The organism is Pseudomonas sp. GM41(2012), from assembly GCF_000282315.2.
GTDB lineage: Bacteria > Pseudomonadota > Gammaproteobacteria > Pseudomonadales > Pseudomonadaceae > Aquipseudomonas.
Genome location: NZ_AKJN02000008.1, coordinates 1,000,019 through 1,014,928 on the forward strand (window position 1 = coordinate 1,000,019; position 14,910 = coordinate 1,014,928).

Genomic DNA, 14,910 nt, shown 5'->3' on the forward strand with positions numbered 1-14,910 from the left:
GGAGTACCGCTCGATGAAACAGAAAGTGATCGCCTTCTTTCCGGAAGCCGCTTATGGCCCGGCGCTCAATTCAGTCGGTATCGCCCAAGCGTGCGAAGCCCTCGGCCACAAAGCTGTATTCCTCACCGACCCGGGCATGAGCGGCGTGTATGCCGGGTATGGTTTTGAAGAACACATGGTCAACATGTCGGCGCCCATGCCGGCCGAAGAAATGGCCCGTTACTGGGTCGATTTCATCAACGGCCACATTCCCAACTTCCGCAAATCCCCGCTGGATCAAATCGACAACTACGTGAAGGAATGCTGGGCCGCCATCGTCGACACCGCGAAGTGGGCGCAAAAGGATCTGCCGGCGGTGCTGGACAAGGTCAAACCGGACCTGATTTGCGTCGATAACGTGATTCTGTTCCCGGCGATCAAGCAATACGGCAAGCCCTGGGTGCGGATTATTTCCTGCTCGGAAAACGAAATCGAAGACCCGGATATCCCGCCGCACCTGTCGGGCATGAGCATCGACGACAAGGCCGGTCACGCACAGTTTCGGCAGCGTTTTGAAGAGGTGATCGGGCCGATTCACGAGGACTTCAACCAGTTCCTGCAAGCCCATGGCGAGCAGCCGTATCCGCTCGGCACATTCTTCGAAGCCTCGCCTTACATGAACCTGTTGCTGTACCCGGACGCGGTCAAGTTCGAGCGCCGTCATCCGTTGCCGGCCGAACGCTTCCACTACCTGCAAGGGTGCGTGCGTCACGATACGACGTACGAGATTCCCCAGTTCCGCGCCAACAACGACAAGCCATTGCTCTACGTCAGTTTTGGCAGCCTCGGTTCCGGCGATGTCGATTTGCTCCAGCGCCTGATCACGGCTGTTGGCAAGTTGCCTTACCGCGCGCTGTTCAACGTCGGTGAGCACCTCGATGAATACCCGGACCTGCCGGACAACGTGCTGATCTCCAACTGGTTCCCGCAGCCGTCGGTGATTGCCCAGGTCGATGCGGTGATCCACCACGGCGGCAACAACAGCTTTACCGAGTGCCTGTTCTTCGGCAAACCGGCGATTGTCATGTCGTACGTCTGGGACGGTCACGACAACGCCATGCGCGCTGAAGAAAGCGGTCACGGTTTCAAGCTCGATCGCTACGACTGGAGCGAAGCGCAGTTGGCGGAAAAACTCGCCGCCTGCCTCAACGACGAAGCGATGCGCCAACGTTTGCAGGACACCAGCGTGCAAATGCAATCACGCAAAGGGCCAGCGGACGCGGCCGCCATTCTCGACAAGGTGCTTAACAATGCCTGATCAAAACACCACGGCGGGTTTTACGCCGTACCTCGAAGCCGTCAGCAGTCGCACCGATCTGGTGGACTGGGGCGTGCAGAGCGACGCCGTCGAAGGCGTCTCGCACTCCAGCGGCCGACTGTTGTTCAAAGGCCCGAACAACAGTCCCGAAACCGGACTTTGGGTCTGCACGCCCGGTCGCTGGCGACTGTCGATTCCCCGTGACGAGCTGTGCCATTTCATCTCAGGCCATGCCACTTACCGCAATGACGACGGTGAAGTGATCGAAGTTCGCCCCAACACCCTCGTGCTGTTCCCGGCCGGCTGGACCGGCGAATGCCACGTCCGGGAAACCCTGCGCAACGTTTACATGCTGGCCTGAACCCGATTTTTTTTGGAGAGCAACACATGACTACCCCGTTTCTGTACGACCCGCTGAGCATCACTGACGTCAAGGATTGGGGCGTGATCCCGACCATGCTCGAAGGACAATCCCATGTCTCTGGCGTGGTGCTGCACAAAGGCCCCGAAGGCCAGTCCGAGTGCGGTGTGTGGATCTGCACGCCGGGTAAATGGTTTTGCCATGTCACCAGCGACGAGTTCTGCCATTTCCTCGAAGGCCGCTGCACGTACGTCCATGAGTCCGGCGAAGTGATCGAGATCAAACCCGACACGGCCGCCTTTTTCCGCAAGGACTGGAAAGGCGTATGCACCGTCCACGAGACGGTGAAAAAGGTCTACATGATCCGGTGAATGCCATGATTGAAACACGTGCGTTATCGCCAACTCGTGAGGACCAGCGTGCAGCCTTCCTGGCGCGTGCCGGCTTCGCCGAGGCGCAGCTGGTTGCGTTGCCAGCGGATGCCTCGACCCGGCGTTACTTTCGTTTAAGCGGCGAAGGTCTGTTGCTGATGGATTCGCCACCGCACAGCGAGCCGATCGGGCCGTTTGTGCAGGTTGCCCGTCACTTGCACGGGCTGGGGCTTTCCGCGCCGGCCCTGGTGCAGGTTGACGAAGAGGCGGGTTTGGCGCTGATCGAAGATTTCGGCCACGACACCTACACCCGGTTGCTCTTGGCCGGACATCCCGAAGCGGCGCTGTATCGCTTGGCCGTCGATGTGCTGGTGGCGTTGCATCGCGCGCCACCGGCGACAGAAATGGCGCCTTACGATGCCCGGCAACTGAGTGACGAGTGTGCGCTGCTGATCGACTGGTACATCCCGCTGCTGATTGGCAAGGAGGCGGCGTTCGACCTGCGTGATTCGTTTCTGAAACTGTTCGCCGAGGCCTGTAGCGATGTCGCGCAACGTCGCGAAGCCTTGGTATTGCGCGACTTCCATGTCGACAACTTGATGCTGCTGGAAGGCCGCAAAGGCGTTGCGGCCTGCGGGCTGCTGGATTTTCAGGACGCACTGATCGGTGCGGCGGCGTACGACTTGATGTCGTTGCTCGAAGACGCTCGCCGCAACGTGCCCGAAGCATTGCGCGTGGCGCTGCTGACGCACTACCTGATGCAACGTCCGGAACTCGATGCGCCGCGTTTTCTCGACGATTACCGGCGGTTGGCCGCCCAGCGTCACGCCAAGGTGCTGGGGATTTTTGTACGCCTGGCAGGCCACGACGGCAAGCACGGTTACCTGGCGCATCTGCCGCGCACCCTCGGTTTGTTTGTTCGGGCGCTGGACGCCGAGGCCTTTGCTCCGCTGCGCGATTGGCTCAACCGGCACGTACCGGGTTGGCGCGAGGATCTGCCGCCCGCGACCTTGGCGACGTTGCGCGAAACCCCTTATCGATTGGTTCAAGGATCAACCCATGACCACGTTTAACACTGACATTGCCCTGCGTTTCATCAACGCCGAGTACCAGCCCCTGACGAATGCCCGCGCCCGCGAAGTGCTTGACCCGGCGACGCTGCAACCTGTCGGGCGCGTCGGCGTATGCGGCGAAGCCGACGTGCAGGCCTCCGTCGATGCCGCCACCGCCGCGCAAAAACAATGGCGGTTGATCGACGCCAAAAGCCGTGCCGCGCGCTTGCATCAGTTGGCCAATGCCATCGAACAGAACGTCGCCTGCAACCGCGAAGTCGCGCGATTGATGACCCTGGAAATGGGTAAGCCGTTTCCTGAAGCCATGGGCGAATTGGCGAACTGCGCGCCGATCTTTCGCTACTACGCGGAAATGGCCCGGGACGATGCGGGCAAGGTCGCCGGCACCACGCAGATCGGCTCGTTCCAGCATGTGCGTTATGAGCCGTATGGTGTCAGCGTGCACATCATGCCGTTCAACTTTCCGATCCTGTTGATGTGCTGGACGGTCGCTGCATCGCTGGCGGCGGGCAACGCCTGCATCGTCAAACCGGCGGAAGCCACAACCCTTTGCACGCTCAAGTTCATGGAGCACTTCACCTCGCTGTTGCCGGGTCTGGTGTCTTGCGTGCCGGGCGATGCGGTGACTGCGCAGTTGCTGGTGAAGTCGACCGGGACTCACGCCGTGGCTTTTACCGGCAGCGTCGCGGCGGGCAAAGCGGTGGCGGTGGCCTGTGCAGAACAAATGAAACCGTGCGTCATCGAGGCCGGTGGCAGCGATCCACTGATCATCTCGAAACACGCACCACTGGACGTCGCAGCGGCGGGAGCGGTGACCGCGGCGTTCCACCTGAGCGGGCAGATTTGCACCTCGGCAGAACGCTTCTACGTGGTCGATGAGATCCACGATGAGTTCGTCGAGCAGTTCGCCGAACGTACCCGCGCCTTGCGCATTGGTCATGGTCTGGAGCGTACGGAAATCGGCCCGATGGTCAGCGAAGCCGCACGCAACAAGGTCATGCGCCTGGTCGACGACGCCGTGGCCAAGGGTGCGACGCTGATCTGCGGTGGACGGATTCCACCACAGCATACGGTGGGCTGGTTCTACGAACCGACCATTCTCACCGGCGTGACCCGCGACATGGCGATTCTCCAGGAAGAGTGCTTCGGCCCGGTCGCGGCGATTTGCCGTGTCAGCGATTTCGACGAAGCGGTGCGTCTGGCCAATGACTCGCCGTTCGGTCTCGGCGCATCGCTGTTCACCACCGATCTTGCCGAAACCATGGAAGCCGCCGAGCGTCTCGAAGCCGGGATGGTCTGGGTCAACAACCCACTGATCGACAACGACGCGCTGCCGTTTGGTGGCTGGAAGATGTCGGGCCTGGGCCGCGAACTCGGGCGTCAGGGTCTTGAAGCGTTCCGGCGCTCGAAAATGGTCATCATCGATCACCAGCCGAAAATTCAGGACTGGTGGTATCCGTATGCCGACGACGTGTTCTATCGCGATCAGGTTTAACTCATTCAGGTACACGGGAGGGTCGCAATGGGCGACAACATTTCCTGGCCAACCCTGGCGGTGATTCTCGCCGCCGGGCAGGGCACTCGCATGCGTTCGCAGTTGCCGAAAGTCATGCACCCGGTGGGCAATAGGCCGCTGCTCGGCCACGTGCTGGCGGCGGTCGAGGCCGCGGGCATCGAGCAAGTGGCGGTGGTGCTGGGTGCTGGCAGTCGGCCGGTTGCCGATTACTTGCAACGGGTTGCGCCCACTGCGCGGCTGTTTACCCAGCACGAACAATTGGGCACGGCGCACGCGTTGCTCGCGGCTCGCGTCGCGTTGCAGGCCCATGAGCAGGGCTGCGTGCTGGTGCTGTTTGGCGATTCACCCTTGATCAGTCCGCAGACATTGTTGCAGCTCCGTCAGACCCTGATCGACGGTGCAGCGGTCGCGGTTGCAGGGTTTCACACTCAACACCCCGGGCCTTATGGGCGACTGCTGGTGGAAGAGGGCCGCTTGCTGGCGATCCGCGAAGCCAAGGACGCCAGCCCGCAAGAATTGGCAGTCGGCTTCTGCAATGGCGGTGTCATGGGCTTGCGCGCCGACACCTGTCTCTGGTTGCTGGAACGCATCGACAACCAAAACGCGCAAGGCGAGTACTACCTCACCGACGCGGTGGCTATGGCCAACAGCGCCGGGCTGCAAGTGACGGCAGTGGAAGTCGATGAAGACGACGTGCTCGGGGTTAATGATCGCGAGCAATTGCATGCCGCCGAACAGCTTTTCCAGCAGCGTCGACGCCAAGCGGTCATGCAGTCGGGCGTCAGCCTGATGGCGGCGGATACTGTGTTCTTCAGTGCTGATACGCAGCTGGCCAGCGACGTATGCATTGAACCTTGCGTGGTGTTTGGGCCGGGCGTGAGCGTGGGCAGCGGGGTGCGGGTCGACGCGTTCAGTCGACTGGAAAATATTCGCTTGGAGCAGCCGCTGAATGAAGGCGTTCGCCATGCGTGATTAGCCCCTGCTACAGGGGCGTGTTTCGGTTTTATTCACTTCAGATACCACCCCCACGGCTGGTCACTGACGTACTCGGTCACTTGCTTGATCTCCAGGTAATTGTGCAAACCCCACTGGCCGAGTTCTCGGCCAATACCGCTGTGTTTCATGCCGCCCCAAGGCGCTTCGACAAAGGTCGGTTGCGAGCAGTTGACCCAGATAATCCCGGCGCGCAGTTGGTTGGCGACGCGAGCGGTGCGTTGTAAGTCGGCACTCATCACGGCGGCAGCGAGGCCGAAGCGACTGGCGTTGGCCATTTGCACCGCTTGTTCTTCGGTCTTGAAACGCTTGATGCACAGCACCGGGCCGAACACTTCTTCACGCCAGAGAATGCTGCTGTGTCCCGGCTCGTCGAAGATCGCCGGCTCAATGAAATAGCCGTCTGGCAAATGCGCCGGTTGCCGACCTCCGGTGAGCAGGCGTGCGCCGCTGGCCAGTCCTTGATCGATAAAGCCGAGGACCTTGTCGTGCTGACCTCGGCTGACCAAAGGGCCCAACAACACGCCGGGTTCCAGCCCTGGGCCGATGGTGATCTTGCGGGTTTCCTCAACCAGTCGTTCGATCAGCCTCGAGGCAATGTTTTCCTGTACCAGCAAGCGTGAGGTGGCGCTGCACACCTGGCCCTGATTCCAGAAAATCCCGAACAGAATCCACTCCACCGCAGCCTCGACATCGGCGTCGTCGAACACGATGAACGCCGACTTTCCGCCCAGTTCCAGGCTGATGTTCTTGATGTCGCGGGCCGCTGCCGACATGATTTTCGCCCCGGTGGGCACGCTGCCGGTGAAGGCCAGTTTGTCCACGCCGGGGTGCTCGGTGAGCGGACCACCGGCATCGGCCCCGAGACCGCTCACGACGTTCAGGACTCCGGCCGGAAGACCGATGCGGTCGGCGGCGGCCGCCAGTTCCTGTGCCGTGAGTGGCGTCAGCTCGGACGGCTTCAACACCAGCGTCGCCCCGGCAGCCAGCGCCGGGGCGACCTTCCACGCGGCCATCAGCAGCGGGTAGTTCCAGGGAATGATCTGCCCGGCAACGCCGATCGGTTCATGGCGGATGCGGCAGCGAAAACGTGCGTCCGGCAAGGCCAAAGGTTGATCCTGCTGCTGGTCCAGTTCACGGGCCAGCCCGGCGTAATAGCGAAAGCAACCAATCGCATCGCCCACGTCCCACTGCGCTTCGGGCAACGGTTTGCCGTTGTCGCGTACTTCCAGTTCCGCCAGCGCCTGTTGACCGTTCTCCAGTTCATCGGCCATCGCTTCCAGCCACTGCGCGCGTTCGGCGCCCGTGGTTTGGCTCCAGCCGTTATCGAATGCTCGCCGGGCGGCGCGCACTGCATGATCGACGTCTTCTTCAGTGCCCGCGGCGACCCGATGGAAAACCTGCCCGGTGGCCGGGTCGATGACGTCCAGGTAACCGCCCAGGTCCGGGCTGACCCACTCGCCGTTGATGTAAAGCTGATCACGCATGGTGTGACTCCTGGACGCCGGTGCGGCGGTTTTGCAGGTGACGGGAAGTGAACAGCAGCGCCAGCGACGCGCAGATGATGACGGTCGAGACCGCGTTGATCTCCGGCGTCACGCCACGGCGGATGGACGAAAAGATATAGATCGGCAATGTCGTTTCGGAGCCCGCGACAAAGAACGCGATGATGAAATCGTCGAAGCTGAAGGTGAACGCCAGCAGAAACCCGGCCATGATCGCCGGACTGATCTGCGGCAAGGTGACCCGCCAGAACGTTTGCATCGGCGGCGCATAGAGGTCCGCCGAGGCTTCGAGCAAGGCTTTGTCCAGCGAGTCGACGCGGCTGCGCACGATCACCATGACCAGTGCCATGGTGAACAGCGAGTGCGCGGCGATCACCGTGAAGAAGCCCATGTTCAACCGTGGAACGCTCGGTATCCAGGCTGCGAGCAACGGGTTGATCAGGTCGAACAGGCTAATGAATGCAATCAGCGTCGAGATGCCGATGACAATGCCCGGCACGATGATCGCGCAATAGGTTAGCGCATCGAACAGCAACCGCACTTTGGCGCCGGCGCGCTGCAAGCCGAACACCGCGAGCGTGCCGAACAGCGTGGCAATCACCGCTGAAGTGAAAGCAATGAACGCGCTATGACCCAGTGCCTCCATGATGAACGGGTTGCCAAACGCGCGACCAAACCACTGCACCGAGCAGCATTCGAACGCTAGGCCACTGCGCCCGGCGTTGAAGCTGAACAGCACAATCAACGCGATCGGTGCGTAGAGAAACAGGTACAGCGAAGTCGAATAGCTGCGCAGCCACATGTCACAACCCTCCGTCGGCAGGGCGGCCGCCATAGCGCGCCACCAGTTTCAAATACACGCCGATGATCAGCAGCATCATCGCCACCAAGGTCATCGCCAGCGCGCTGCCGAAAGGCCAGTTGCGCGATTGCAGGAACAGGTCGACCAATGCATTACCGACGAAGAACACTTTGCCGCCACCGAGAATGGCCGGGATCAGGAACTCGCCCATCAACAGGATGAACACCAGCATCACTCCGGTGATGATCCCGGGCGCGGAGAGTGGCAGGGTGATTCGCCGGAAACTTTCGAAAGCGCTGGCACCCAGGTCCGCCGACGCTTCGAGCAGACGCTTGTCGAGTTTTTCCAGGCTGACGTAAATCGGGAACACCATCAGCGGCAAGTAGCCGTAAACGATGCCGATCAGCACCGCCCATGGCGTATTGATCAGCCGCACGTCTTCAAGGCCAAGGCTTGCGAGCAAGGCTGGAATGCCCTTGCCGCTGAGGATGAAAATCCAGGCGTAAGTGCGGATCAGGAAACTGGTCCAGAACGGCACGATCACCAGCGTCAGCAACAGCGAGCGATTGCGGGTGACCTTGACCGCCAGAAAATACGCCAGCGGGTATGCCGCCACCAGGCACACCAGCGTGCCCAGTGGCGCCAACATCAGCGTGTTACTGAACGCCGCGCCACGGGAACCGAGGTTCAAATAGTTGGCCAGCGTGAAGCCCCCGGCGTAACCGCCCACGGCACTGCGCTCGCCGAAACTGAAGACCAGGATGATCACCAGCGGCATCAACAACAGCAGCAGGAACCACAGGGTCGAGGGCAAGAGCATCAGCAGGGTGATCCGCCGACCGAGGCCGCGCCGCTGGCGAACCTCGACCGACAGGGCACTGCCCGGCTGCACCGTTTGCGGGTGGGTGACGGCGTTCATGGGGGACTCCTCATTGGCCATGGTCAGGCGATCAGGCGGACTTGAAGCGCGCCATCAGTTCGGCGCGCGCCGGGCTGGTGAGCGTTGCTGCGGCACCGAACTCCAGAGGACTGAGCGCTTCGGCGGCCGGGTACATGATCGGATCGTCGAGCATGGCGGTGGGCAACAACGCATCGACGCGTTTATCGCCGCTCGGGTAGCCGTGGCTCAACACTTCGAGCTTGTTGTGCTGCGGATCGAGCAAGTAGTTGATGAAGGCGTAGGCCGCGTCCTTGTGTTCCGAGCTTTTGGGAATGGCAAAGAAGTCACTCCACAGTTCGCCACCTTCCTTGCCCAGTTCGAACTGCATCTGCGCGTTGTCGCGGTGCAACTGAGAGGCATCGCCGGTCCAGGACATCGCCAGCCAGGCATCGCCGCTGCGCATTGACGGCTGGATGTCGGAGTTGATGGCGAATAGGTGCGGCTTGACCTCGATCAGTAGTTTTTCAGCATCGGCCAGTTCTTTCGGGTCCAGGGAATTGAAGCTATAGCCGAAGCTTTTCAGCGCGTTGCCGATGGCGGTCAGTTGGTAGTCGTGAACCATCGTCCGACCGCTGGCGGGGCCTTGGGCTGCAACCCAGAATTCTTTCCAGCTGGAGGGGCCGTTCTTCAGTTTGCCGGTGTCGTAGAGCATGCCGGTCGTGCCCCAGTTTTTCGGCACCGCATACACCTTGCCGTCCACCGTTCCTTGCGCCATGAATTTTTGCTGGAAAGCCGACGCCTCAAAGTTGGGAATGCGCGACAGGTCCAAGGGTTCGATCAGGCCCAGGCCAACGTAAGTGCTGATGGTGTAGTTGGTCGGCACCAGTACGTCCCAACCACTGCCACCGGCCTGCAATTTGGCAAGCATCTCTTCGTTGGAACCGAACACGCTCATCGAAACGCGCGCACCGGTGGTTTTGGCGAAGGTGTCGAGGTTTTCCTGGCTGTGGTAATTCGGCCAGGTCGCCAGCGACAGGCGATCGCCCAGCTTGGCCTGCTCGGCAGTCTCGGCAGTCTCGGCAGCCTCGGCGGTGGAGGTCAGCAGGCCGGGCATGTGGGTTGCGACCACCGCTGCGGCAATTCCCAGGCCTGTGCGGCCAAGGAACTCGCGGCGGCTGATCGAGCCGTTCTGCCAGCTACGCAGGGTTTTGATAAACGTCTTCTGGTCCATAGCACGCTCCACATTCGGTTGATGAAACGAATCGATGATTTACAACGCCATGGCCAGGCCATTGGCGTGATCCCAGCCGACGCTCACTGCCGCGCCGTGTTCGAATGCATTGGCGCCGTGATCCTGCTGGCGCGGCACACGCACGCAAACCACGCCAAAGGCCTGGGTGCGTACGCGGTACTCGGTGGAGTTGCCGAGGTAGATGCGATCTTCCACGTGGCCTTGCAGCTTCACTTCGCGGGTCATGTCGGCGTTGGCGTTGGCGCTGGCGATGCTGATCAGCTCCGGACGCACCGCGATGCAACCGGCGACGTCTGCGCTTAAGGCTTTGCCGGTGGGCGTCAGTGGACTGGTCAGTTCCAGCCCTTGCTCGGTGCGCAGCACGACTGAATCGCCCTGCATTTGACGAACCGTGCCGTTGAATAGATTGGATTCGCCGATAAAGTCGGCCACATAACGGCTGGCCGGCGCTTCATACAGTTGTTCCGGGGTGGCGGTCTGGATGATCGAACCGTTGTGCATCACGCTGATGCTGTCACTCATCGACAAGGCTTCTTCCTGGTCGTGAGTGACCAGCACAAAGGTGATGCCGACTTCGCGTTGCAGGCGCAGCAATTCGGATTGCATTTCCTTGCGCAGCTTGCGGTCCAGCGCCGCCAGCGGTTCGTCCAGCAGCAACACGGTCGGCTTGTTGACCAGCGCCCGGGCCAGCGCCACGCGTTGCTGCTGGCCGCCGGAAAGTTCACTCGGTTTGCGTTGGCCGAAGCCGCTCAGTCGCACCATTTCCAACGCTTCATCAGCCATGCGCAGTTGGGTTTTTTTGTCGGGTCGCGGGGTGCGATAACGCAGTCCATAGGCGATGTTCTGCGCCACTGTCAGGTGCGGGAAGAGGGCGTAATGCTGGAACACCATGTTCACCGGCCGCTCAAACGCCGGCACTCCGGCAACGTTCTTGCCCGACAGGCGCACTTCGCCGCTACTGGGCTGTTCGAAGCCGGCGATCATGCGCAGGGTGGTGGTTTTGCCGCAGCCGGAACCGCCGAGGAAGGAATGGAATGAGCCGCGGCGCACCGCGAAGTTCAGGCCATTGACGGCTGACACCTCGCCATAGCGTTTGACCACGTTGCAGAATTCGATATCGCTTGGCGAAGTGTTGTTCACGCTGTTGTTCACGAGGCGGGCTCCCTTGCAGTGATGAATCAGTGCGTCGGGGGCCAAACTAGCAATCGGGGTTTTGCGCTGTATATATCCCTTGGGGGATAGAGTCGGTTTCAGGTATCAGGCTTCGACGACCAGTTCCTGGCCGGTAAGGTCGCGGATAAACAGCCCGAGCAATTCGGACTGGCTGCCGATGCCGAGCTTGGCGTAGATGTTCTTGCGGTGAATCTTCACCGTGCCAGGACTGATGCTCAGTTGTTCGGCGACCGAGGCGCTGGAGTGACCGCGTAGCAGCAACTGGACAATCTCTTGTTCGCGGCCGGTGAGGATGTGCGCGCCGAACTGATCGAAGGCTTCGCGGATCTTGAAGTCCAGGTCCTGCGCCGGGCGTGGTTGCTGGGCTTGACGCAAACGCCAGGCTTCATTGATGACCTGTTCAACCACGGCTTGCGCGCACTCGATCAACTGCATCTCGTCACGACCAAAAGCACAGCTGGCGGTAGATCGCATCAACGACAGAACGGCCATGGCGCCGCCACCGAGGTCGACGAAAAACGCCACTTCTTCAGCCAGCCCGGTTTGCTGGTAATACGTCAGGTAATACTCGCCGAGGTAGAAGTGGTCGGGTGCGAACTGTCGCAAACGCCACAGTCCAGGCGCTTGCCCGCGAGTGCATGCGAGGTAGAACGGATCCAGTAAATAGGGCCCGCACTGATAGTCATCGACATACACCGCACGCTTGTCGGCGGCGAAGGTGTCGAACAGCGCCAACGGCCGATGATTGCCTTCGTAGACGAACAGAACGAAGTGATCGACCGGGCAGACTTGCCGCAACCAGTGACTTAAGCCTGCTAACCGCGCATGCCCGGGAGGAAGGTCCAGTAAGTGGGCAACACCGGTAGTCCAGAGTTTCAGTTCCTTGGGGCGCATGGCGGCTTCAGGCAGGATTGGATCGCATTTAGATGCACAATTTACGCCATGGCTGTTTTGGCCTTGCAGGGCGGGGCGAGTGACGTCGAGCCGTTGAAAAGATGCCCCGTAACAGGGCCGGATGTTACCGAGTGCTACAGGGTTGGTATCAGTAGGGGTCGGCCGCCCATGGGGCGGTGTTTGAATGTCGACAGGCTCAAATCGATGGATCGGCCTCGGTATCGCCTATTCAGACTAGGCAGCCCTGACGATTCTCTCGTGTTCCCCGGGCACCAAACTCGAAGGCCAGAGGGGTGTCGTTTCATGCGTGACTGGCCAGCGACTACAGTTCCTACATGACCCGGCGAAGTGTTGTCGGTGTCCAGCCTGAGGGCTTGAACATGTCACGCGTTTTCGACGCGCCCTTCGCCTTGATCCGCTCAAAGCGGCCAGCGCAATTGATGGCGGTCGAAGAGGTCGAGGGCGGCGTTCAGGCGACCATTCGCGTCAGCGTTGAAATCGACGGCGAGGAACGTCCCGGCTGTGTGGTCGACACCATCAGCCGTTACTACCTCGCGTGAACCCTTTAGCAGAACATTCGAGGAGTCCAGCATGAAAGAAGCCGTCATCGTTTCGACCGCCCGTACCCCGATCGGCAAAGCCTTTCGCGGTGCATTCAATGACACCGACGCCCCGCAACTCGGCGGCCATGTGGTGCGCGAAGCCGTGCGTCGCGCCGGCATCGAGCCGGGCGAAGTGGACGATGTGATCATCGGCGCGGCGGCGCAGCAGGGCACGCAGTCTTATAACCTGGGGCGTCTGTGCGCGATTGCCGGCGGCTTGCCGACCTCCGTTGCCGGGATGGCCGTCGAGCGCCAGTGTTCATCGGGGCTGATGAGCATTGCCATGGCCGCCAAAGGCATCATGTGCGACGAAATCGACATTGCCGTGGCCGGTGGCCTGGAGTCGATTTCACTGGTGCAGAACAAGCACAAGAACCTGTACCGCAACCAGTCCGACGCGGTGATCGAGCTGGATCCGCACGCTTATATCCCAATGATCGAAACCGGGGAGATCGTCTCCGCACGCTACGGGATTTCCCGCGAGGAACAGGACGAGTACAGCTATCAGAGCCAGGTGCGTACCGCGCTGGCCCAGAGTAATGGATTGTTCGACCGTGAACTCGCGCCGCTGACCAGCCGCAAGGCGATCTTCGACAAGGCCAGTGGCGAAACCCGCTACGAATCCGTCACCTTGCTGCGCGACGAGTGCAACCGCATCGACACCACCCGCGAAAGCCTGGCTGCGCTGGAACCGGTGTGGCCGGGCGGTCAGTGGAGTGAAAAGGGCCGTTTCATCACAGCGGGTAATGCCTCGCAACTGTCCGATGGCGCTTCGGCCTCGGTGTTGATGAGTGCCAAATTGGCCGAGAAGCGTGGCCTGGAGCCGCTCGGAATTTATCGCGGGATGGCGGTCGCTGGCTGTAACTCCGACGAGATGGGCATCGGCCCGATCTACGCCATCCCGAAACTGCTCAAGCGCCATGGACTGACTGTGGATCACATTGGCCTCTGGGAGTTGAACGAGGCGTTTGCCTGTCAGGTGCTGCATTGCCGCGACACCCTGGGCATTCCTCCCGAATGCATGAACGTCAACGGTGGTGCGATTTCGGTGGGCCATCCTTTCGGTATGTCCGGTGCGCGGATGGCAGGTCACGCATTGGTCGAGGGGCAGCGCCGCGGATTGCGCTACGTGGTGGTGAGTATGTGCATCGGCGGCGGCATGGGTGCCGCTGCACTGTTCGAGGTGGTCTGAATGGTCAGTGCACGGCAGATTCAAGCTACTTGGGATTTCCAATCCATCTATATAGAAGGATTTGTTTTGCTCGTCTGTATAGAGAAGAAACGGGCTGTTTTCCGGCGTTCTGCAAGTGTTTGATAGAAAAGCTTAATTAAGGGTTGACGGCAGATTCTGGACGTCTATAATTCGCCCCACTTCCGGCGCAGTCGAAACGGAAAACTCCTTGGTAAACAATGAGTTACGCAGTTTTCGGCAGCGAGTTGCTTCAGGTCATCGAAGCCCAGAAGGAGTTGATCAGGCGGTCTGTTTTTGCCTAATTGACGATTCGATCTTCTCGGTCGAAAGCGGAACAAAAGAGGTGTTGACAGCAGCGATTAACGCTGTAGAATTCGCCTCCCGCTAACGAGAGATCGGAAGCGCAAGTGGTTGAAGTTGCAAAGGAAACTTTGAAAACTTCAGAAAATAACCGCTTGACAGCAACAGAGGCTGCTGTAGAATGCGCGCCTCGGTTGAGACGAAAGATCTTGACCAACCGCTCTTTAACAACTGAATCAAGCAATTCGTGTGGGTGCTTGTGGAGTCAGACTGATAGTCAACAAGATTATCAGCATCACAAGTTACTCCGCGAGAAATCAAAGATGTAACCAACGATTGCTGAGCCAAGTTTAGGGTTTCTTAAAAACCCAAAGATGTTTGAACTGAAGAGTTTGATCATGGCTCAGATTGAACGCTGGCGGCAGGCCTAACACATGCAAGTCGAGCGGCAGCACGGGTACTTGTACCTGGTGGCGAGCGGCGGACGGGTGAGTAATGCCTAGGAATCTGCCTGGTAGTGGGGGATAACGCTCGGAAACGGACGCTAATACCGCATACGTCCTACGGGAGAAAGCAGGGGACCTTCGGGCCTTGCGCTATCAGATGAGCCTAGGTCGGATTAGCTAGTTGGTGAGGTAATGGCTCACCAAGGCGACGATCCGTAACTGGTCTGAGAGGATGATCAGTCACACTGGAACT

13 protein-coding genes, 1 rRNA gene and 1 pseudogene are annotated in these 14,910 nt (G+C 60.2%); 9 read left to right on the forward strand and 6 right to left on the reverse strand.

The annotated features are described in order from the left end of the window. Window positions 1–13 precede the first annotated feature (13 nt). From PMI27_RS03900 to PMI27_RS03875, 6 genes are read left to right on the forward strand one after another with little or no spacing between them, the layout of a single operon-like run. A complete protein-coding gene (locus PMI27_RS03900) occupies window positions 14–1,297 on the forward strand; it encodes a nucleotide disphospho-sugar-binding domain-containing protein (RefSeq protein WP_008145700.1) in 1,284 nt (427 codons plus the stop codon). Beyond that, on the forward strand, window positions 1,290–1,658 hold the full coding sequence (locus PMI27_RS03895; protein WP_008145701.1) for a cupin domain-containing protein: 369 nt from the start codon (window positions 1,290–1,292) through the stop codon (window positions 1,656–1,658). Before PMI27_RS03900 ends, PMI27_RS03895 begins: the two co-directional genes overlap by 8 nt. Window positions 1,659–1,684: 26 nt before the next feature. After that, complete coding sequence (locus PMI27_RS03890) at window positions 1,685–2,029, forward strand: cupin domain-containing protein (protein ID WP_008145703.1); 345 nt, start codon at window positions 1,685–1,687, stop codon at window positions 2,027–2,029. A gap of 5 nt (window positions 2,030–2,034) precedes the next feature. Further along, entirely contained in the window at window positions 2,035–3,102 is a 1,068-nt protein-coding gene (locus tag PMI27_RS03885) for an aminoglycoside phosphotransferase family protein (RefSeq protein ID WP_033053547.1), read from the forward strand. Further along, window positions 3,089–4,597 (forward strand): aldehyde dehydrogenase family protein, encoded by a 1,509-nt coding sequence (locus PMI27_RS03880; protein ID WP_008145706.1) that lies wholly within the window; start codon window positions 3,089–3,091, stop codon window positions 4,595–4,597. The genes PMI27_RS03885 and PMI27_RS03880 overlap by 14 nt, the downstream gene beginning before the upstream one ends. A 27-nt stretch (window positions 4,598–4,624) precedes the next feature. Beyond that, window positions 4,625–5,590 (forward strand): NTP transferase domain-containing protein, encoded by a 966-nt coding sequence (locus PMI27_RS03875; RefSeq protein ID WP_008145707.1) that lies wholly within the window; start codon window positions 4,625–4,627, stop codon window positions 5,588–5,590. A 35-nt stretch (window positions 5,591–5,625) separates the two neighbouring features. Here the strand turns inward: PMI27_RS03875 and PMI27_RS03870 are convergent, their stop codons facing one another. The 6 genes from PMI27_RS03870 to PMI27_RS03845 all read right to left on the reverse strand — a co-directional run bounded on the left by PMI27_RS03870 (window position 5,626) and on the right by PMI27_RS03845 (window position 12,117). Next, entirely contained in the window at window positions 5,626–7,098 is a 1,473-nt protein-coding gene (locus tag PMI27_RS03870) for an aldehyde dehydrogenase family protein (RefSeq protein WP_008145708.1), read from the reverse strand. Then, window positions 7,091–7,918 (reverse strand): ABC transporter permease, encoded by an 828-nt coding sequence (locus tag PMI27_RS03865; protein ID WP_008145709.1) that lies wholly within the window; start codon window positions 7,916–7,918, stop codon window positions 7,091–7,093. Before PMI27_RS03865 ends, PMI27_RS03870 begins: the two co-directional genes overlap by 8 nt. Before the next feature lies 1 nt (window position 7,919). Next, the gene (locus tag PMI27_RS03860) at window positions 7,920–8,837 is read right to left on the reverse strand and encodes an ABC transporter permease (RefSeq protein WP_008145710.1); all 918 of its coding nucleotides are present in this window, start codon (window positions 8,835–8,837) and stop codon (window positions 7,920–7,922) included. 31 nt (window positions 8,838–8,868) lie between these two features. Beyond that, window positions 8,869–10,029 (reverse strand): polyamine ABC transporter substrate-binding protein, encoded by a 1,161-nt coding sequence (locus tag PMI27_RS03855; protein ID WP_008145711.1) that lies wholly within the window; start codon window positions 10,027–10,029, stop codon window positions 8,869–8,871. Between the two features lie 39 nt (window positions 10,030–10,068). Further along, window positions 10,069–11,202 (reverse strand): ABC transporter ATP-binding protein, encoded by a 1,134-nt coding sequence (locus tag PMI27_RS03850; RefSeq protein ID WP_008145713.1) that lies wholly within the window; start codon window positions 11,200–11,202, stop codon window positions 10,069–10,071. Window positions 11,203–11,307: 105 nt separating this feature from the next. Next, the gene (locus tag PMI27_RS03845; protein WP_008145715.1) at window positions 11,308–12,117 is read right to left on the reverse strand and encodes a response regulator transcription factor; all 810 of its coding nucleotides are present in this window, start codon (window positions 12,115–12,117) and stop codon (window positions 11,308–11,310) included. Between the two features lie 416 nt (window positions 12,118–12,533). Here PMI27_RS03845 and PMI27_RS03840 point away from each other — a divergent pair. The 3 genes and pseudogenes from PMI27_RS03840 to PMI27_RS0229880 all read left to right on the forward strand — a co-directional run. Then, window positions 12,534–12,677: pseudogene (locus PMI27_RS03840) on the forward strand (dehydratase); the annotation flags it as partial. 31 nt (window positions 12,678–12,708) lie between these two features. Next, a complete protein-coding gene (locus tag PMI27_RS03835; RefSeq protein WP_008145717.1) occupies window positions 12,709–13,911 on the forward strand; it encodes an acetyl-CoA C-acyltransferase in 1,203 nt (400 codons plus the stop codon). Between the two features lie 680 nt (window positions 13,912–14,591). Then, window positions 14,592–14,910: ribosomal RNA gene (locus tag PMI27_RS0229880) — 16S ribosomal RNA — on the forward strand; the annotation flags it as partial.